2 protein-coding genes are annotated in these 5,528 nt (G+C 69.1%); both read left to right on the plus strand.

Annotated features, from left to right (window positions below):
- Positions 1 to 388: condensation domain-containing protein (locus JOZ00_RS15285; protein ID WP_293344933.1), on the plus strand; the 388-nt coding region annotated here is incomplete at its 5' end.
- Positions 385 to 5,528 (plus strand): non-ribosomal peptide synthetase (locus JOZ00_RS15290; protein WP_293344935.1); only part of this gene is annotated, 5,144 nt, incomplete at its 3' end. The genes JOZ00_RS15285 and JOZ00_RS15290, both read left to right, overlap by 4 nt.

A 5,528-nucleotide genomic window follows, 5' to 3' on the forward strand; every position in this document is an offset into this window, starting at 1 on the left:
GACCATCGGTGCGGAAACCACCATCGCCGACCTGCTCGAACAGCTGCAGACCGCCTACACGAACACCCTCGATCACCAGCATTTAGCGCTGAATGAGATCCATCGTGTAACGGGACACGACCAATTATTCGACACTATGTTCGTGTATGAGAATTACCCGATCGATACCGCCGCGTTATCGGCTGTAGATGAGTTGGCCATCAGCGGGTTCACTAACCGGGAATACAACCATTACCCGCTTTCGGTTCAAGCCGTGCCGGGCCACGAGATAGGCCTTCGCGTGGAGTTCGACACTGAAGTGTTTAGTGCGGCCAGAATCGATAAATTGGTTGAGCGGTTCCGGCGCGTGCTGGTAGCCATGACCGCAGATGTGGAGGAGCAATCATGACCGTCGGCGCGGGACGGCGATTGTTGTCGATCGATCTACTCGACGGCGGTGAGCACGATCGCCTGGACGAGTGGGGCAACCGGGCGGTATTGAGCAAGCCTGTGAAGGCGCCGACGTCGATCCCGGCGTTGTTCGCCGCGCAGGTCGCACGCGCGCCGGAGGCGCCGGCACTGACGTTCGAGGGTCGGTCGCTGAGCTACCGGGAGCTGGACGAGGCCGCCAACCGGTTGGCGCACCTGCTGGCCGGTCATGGTGCCCGCCCGGGTGAATCGGTCGCGTTGCTGCTGCCGCGCTCGGCCGACGCGATCGTCTCGATCCTGGCGGTGCTCAAGACCGGCGCGGCGTACCTGCCGATCGACCCGGCGCTGCCCGCCGCGCGGATGGAGTTCATGCTCGGCGACGCGACGCCGATCGCCACGGTCACGACGGCGGCCTTGCGGCCGCGGCTGGACGGGTCCGACGTCCTGGTCATCGACGTCAACGACCCGGAGGTTGCGGCTCAGCCCGCCACGGCCCTGTCGGGCCCGCGCCCGCAGGACATCGCCTACCTGATCTACACCTCGGGCACGACCGGTGTCCCGAAAGGCGTGGCGGTCACCCATCACAACGTCACCCAGTTGCTCGAGAAGCTGCACACCGAACTGCCGGCGGGACCGGGGCAGGTGTGGTCGCAGTGGCATTCATTGGTCTTCGACGTGTCGGTCTGGGAGATCTGGGGTCCGCTGCTGCACGGCGGCCGGCTCGTCGTGGTGCCCGAATCGGTCGCGGGTTCGCCGCACGACCTGCACGACCTGTTGGTGCGCGAAAAGGTCAACGTCCTGTGCCAGACGCCGTCGGCGGTGGGGATGCTCTCGCCGGAGGGGTTGGAAGGAACGGCGCTGATCGTGGCCGGCGAGGCCTGCCCGGCCGAGGTGGTGGACCGGTGGGCGCCTGGTCGGGTGATGATCAACGCCTACGGCCCGACCGAGGGCACGGTGTATGCGGCGATGAGTGCGCCGTTGAGCGCGGAGTCGGGCGCCCCGATCGGTTCGCCGGTCCCGGGCGCTGCGCTGTTCGTGTTGGACAAGTGGTTGCGGCCCGCCCCCGAGGGTGTGGTCGGTGAGCTGTACATCGCCGGTCGCGGCGTGGCGTGCGGGTATGCGCGTCGGTCGGGGCTGACGTCGTCGCGGTTCGTGGCGTGCCCGTTCGGCGAGGCCGGGGCGCGGATGTATCGCACCGGCGATCTGGTGCGCTGGGACGCCGATGGGCAGTTGCAGTACCTGGGACGTGCCGACGAGCAGGTCAAGATCCGTGGCTACCGCATCGAACTCGGCGAGATCCAGTCGGCGATGGCCGGCTTGGACGGCGTCGACCAGGCGGCGGTGATCGCGCGCGAAGACCGCCCCGGCGACAAGCGATTGGTCGGATACATCACCGGTACCGCAGATCCGGTGGACATCCGCACCCAGCTGGCCCAGCGCCTGCCGGCCTACATGGTTCCCGCGGCGGTGGTGGTGCTCGAGGCGCTGCCGCTGACCGTCAACGGCAAGCTCGACAAGCGCGCCCTGCCCGCGCCCGAATACCACAAGGCCGGTGGACAGTACCGCGCCCCGAGCACCCCGGTCGAAGAGGTTTTGGCCGACATCTACGCCCAGGTGCTGGGCGTAGAGCGGGTCGGCGTGGATGACTCGTTCTTCGACCTGGGCGGCGACAGCATCCTGTCGATGCAGGTGGTGGCCCGGGCCCGCGCGGCCGGCGTGATGTGCCGCCCGCGCGATGTCTTCGTCGAGCAGACCGTGGCCCGGCTGGCCCTGGTCGCAGGTCTGGCCGACGACGAGGCCGGCGTGGTCGACGAGGGCACCGGCGCTGTGGTGCCAACCCCGATCATTCGCTGGCTGAACAGTGTCGACGGCCCGGTTGATCACTTCAACCAGACCATGATCGTGACGGCCCCGAAGGGCGTGAGCAAAGCCGACGTCGTGGTGGTGCTGCAGGCACTGCTGGATCGGCACCCCACGCTGCGGATGCGCGTCGATGACGACGGCGCCGGCGGCTGGTCGCTCAACATTCCGGACCCCGGCTCGGTGCAGGCCGAGGACTGCCTGCACGCCGTCGAGCTGTTGTCCGACGGCGCGCTCGTGGACGCGCGGTCGCGGCTGAACCCGTCCACCGGGACGATGCTGCGCGCGGTCTGGGCCGGCAGGTCGGGTCAGCTGGCGATGATCATTCACCACCTGGCGGTCGACGGGGTGTCGTGGCGAATCCTGTTGGAAGACCTCAACATCGCGTGGGCGCAGCACCACAACGAGCAGCCGGTGGCTCTGCCGACGGGCGGGACGTCGTTTGCCCGCTGGTCGTCGCTGCTGGCCGACTACGCGCAGAGCCCGGCGGTGGCCGAGCATGCCGAGGTGTGGCGCCGAGTCGCGGCCACCCCGGCCCTGCTGCCGGCGACGGACCCCGAAACGGACACCTACATCACTGCCGAGCAGTTGTCGGTCTCGCTGGACGTCCCGACGACCCGCCTGCTGCTGGGCGAGGTGCCCGCGGCGTTCCACGCCGGCGTGCAAGACATCCTGTTGATCGCGTTCGGGCTGGCCTGGACGCAGTTCTTCGACAACGGCGGCGCACCGATCGGCATCGATGTCGAGGGACACGGCCGCCACGAGGAACTGGGTCCGCACGTCGACCTCTCGCGCACCGTGGGCTGGTTCACCACCAAGTACCCGGTGGCCTTGGACTTCGGGGGGCCGGCCGGTGGGCTGTCGTGGTCCCAGGTGACCGTAGGCGACACCGCGCTGGGTGCCGCGATCAAGGACGCGAAGGAGCAGCTCCGGGGCCTGCCCGACGGGCTGACCTACGGCCTGCTGCGGTACCTGACCCCCGAGGTGGATCTGGGCGGGGCAGACCCCGTCATCGGCTTCAACTACCTGGGCCGGTTGGGTGCGGGCGCCGACCTGCCCGGCGAACTGTGGCGGATCAACCCGGAAAGCCTGTCGCTGGCCGGCGCGGCCGCGGCAGTGCCGATGCCCCTGATGCACACCGTGGACCTGAACGCCGGGACCATGGACACCGAGGCCGGCCCGCACCTGCACGCCAACTGGACATGGGCGCCTTCGGCGCTGAACCGCCAGCAGGTCGCCCGACTGAGTCAGCTGTGGTTCGAGGCCCTGGCCGGCATCTGCGCCTACGTGCGCACCGGCGGCGGGGGTCTGACCCCGTCCGACATCGCTCCGGCGCGGCTGAATCAGCAGCAGATCAACAAGCTCGAGCACCAGTACCAAATCGCCGACGTGCTACCGCTGACCCCGCTGCAGCAGGGTCTGCTGTTCCACGCCAGCTTCGCGCACGACCCGGGCGACGACGTGTACGCCGTGCAGCTCGGCGTCACCGTGACCGGCGCTCTCGACCCGCACCGGCTGCGCGACGCGGTGCACGCCGTCGTCAACCGGCACCCCAACCTGGCGGCCCGCTTCTGCCCGCAGTTCGGCGAGCCGGTGCAGGTTCTCCCGGTCGACCCGGGGATGGCCTGGCGCTACATCCAGCTCGGCCCGGAAGACCTCGACCCCGACGAGAAGATTGAGCAGCTGTGCGCCGCCGAGCGCGCCGCGGTCAGCGACCTGGCGAACCGGCCGGCGTTCCGGGCCGCCTTGATCCGCACCGCGGACAACCGCCACCGGTTCGTGCTCACCAACCACCACATCGTGATGGATGGCTGGTCGCTGCCGATCCTGCTGCGCGAAATCCTGGCCAGCTACTACGGCGACGGGCTGCCCGCGGCCCCGTCGTACCGCAGTTACCTGACCTGGCTGGCCGCTCAGGACCGGGCGGCCGCCCAGGCGGCGTGGCGCGACGTCCTGGCCGAGTTCGACACCCCCACGCTGGTGGGTCCGGCCGGCCGGATGGCGCTCGGGCGCCGAGGCGTCGAATCGTATCGGCTGTCGGCGGAGAGCACGCGCGCGCTGGGTGAGCTGGCGCGCTCCTGCCACACCACCGTCAACACGGTGCTGCAGGCAGGCTGGGCGCAGCTGCTGATGTGGCTGACCGGTCACCACGACGTCGCCTTCGGGACCGCGGTCTCGGGCCGGCCCGCCGAGCTGGTGGGCGCGGAATCGATTGTGGGCCTGCTGATCAACACCGTTCCGGTGCGGGCCAACACCACCGCGACGACGACCATCGGCGAGTTGTTGGACCAGCTGCAGAGCGCCCACAACGACACCCTTGAACACGAGCATCTGGCGCTCAGCGACATTCACCGCGTCGCTGGACACGACCAGTTGTTCGACACGCTTTTCCTGTACGAGAACTACCCGATCGACACCAGCGTGCCGATGGGCTTCCACGAGTTGGCGATCACGGACGTCACCAACCGCGAATACAACCACTACCCGCTGTCGGTGATGGCCCTCCCGGGCCGCGAACTCGGCCTCCGCGTCGAGTTCGACACCGAGGTGTTCGACGCGGCCGGAATCGACACCCTGGTCGAGCGGTTCCAGCGCGTGCTGACCGACATGACCGCCGATCCGGCTCGGCGCCTGATGTCCATGGACGTGGTCGACGAGGGCGAGCACGCCCGACTGGACCTGCGGGGCAACCGGGCGGTGTTGAGCAGGCCGGTGGAGGCGGTGTCCTCGATACCGGCGTTGTTCGCCGCGCAGGTGGCGCACGCGCCGGAGGCGCCGGCGCTGACCTTCGAGGGTCGGTCGCTGAGCTACCGGGAGCTGGATGAGGCCGCCAACCGGTTGGCGCAGCTGCTGGCCGGTCATGGTGCCCGCCCGGGTGAATCGGTGGCGTTGCTGCTGCCGCGCTCGGCCGACGCGATCGTCTCGATCCTGGCGGTGCTCAAGACCGGCGCGGCGTACCTGCCGATCGACCCCACGGTCCCGGCGGCCCGGATCGAGTTCGTGCTCAGTGACGCCAAGCCGATCGCCGTGATCACCACCGACGAGCTGCGGCCGCGGCTGGACGGGTCCGACGTCCGGGTCGTCGACGTCAACGACCCGGAGGTTGCGGCTCAGCCGACCACTGCGCTGCCGGGTCCGACGGCCGACGACATCGCCTACTTGATCTACACCTCGGGCACCACCGGTGTGCCCAAGGGCGTCGCGGTGACGCACCAGAACGTCACCCAGTTGCTGGAGAAGCTGCACACCGACCTGCCGGA

It is taken from the genome of Mycobacterium sp., from assembly GCF_019243155.1.
In the GTDB taxonomy this organism is placed as follows: domain Bacteria; phylum Actinomycetota; class Actinomycetes; order Mycobacteriales; family Mycobacteriaceae; genus Mycobacterium.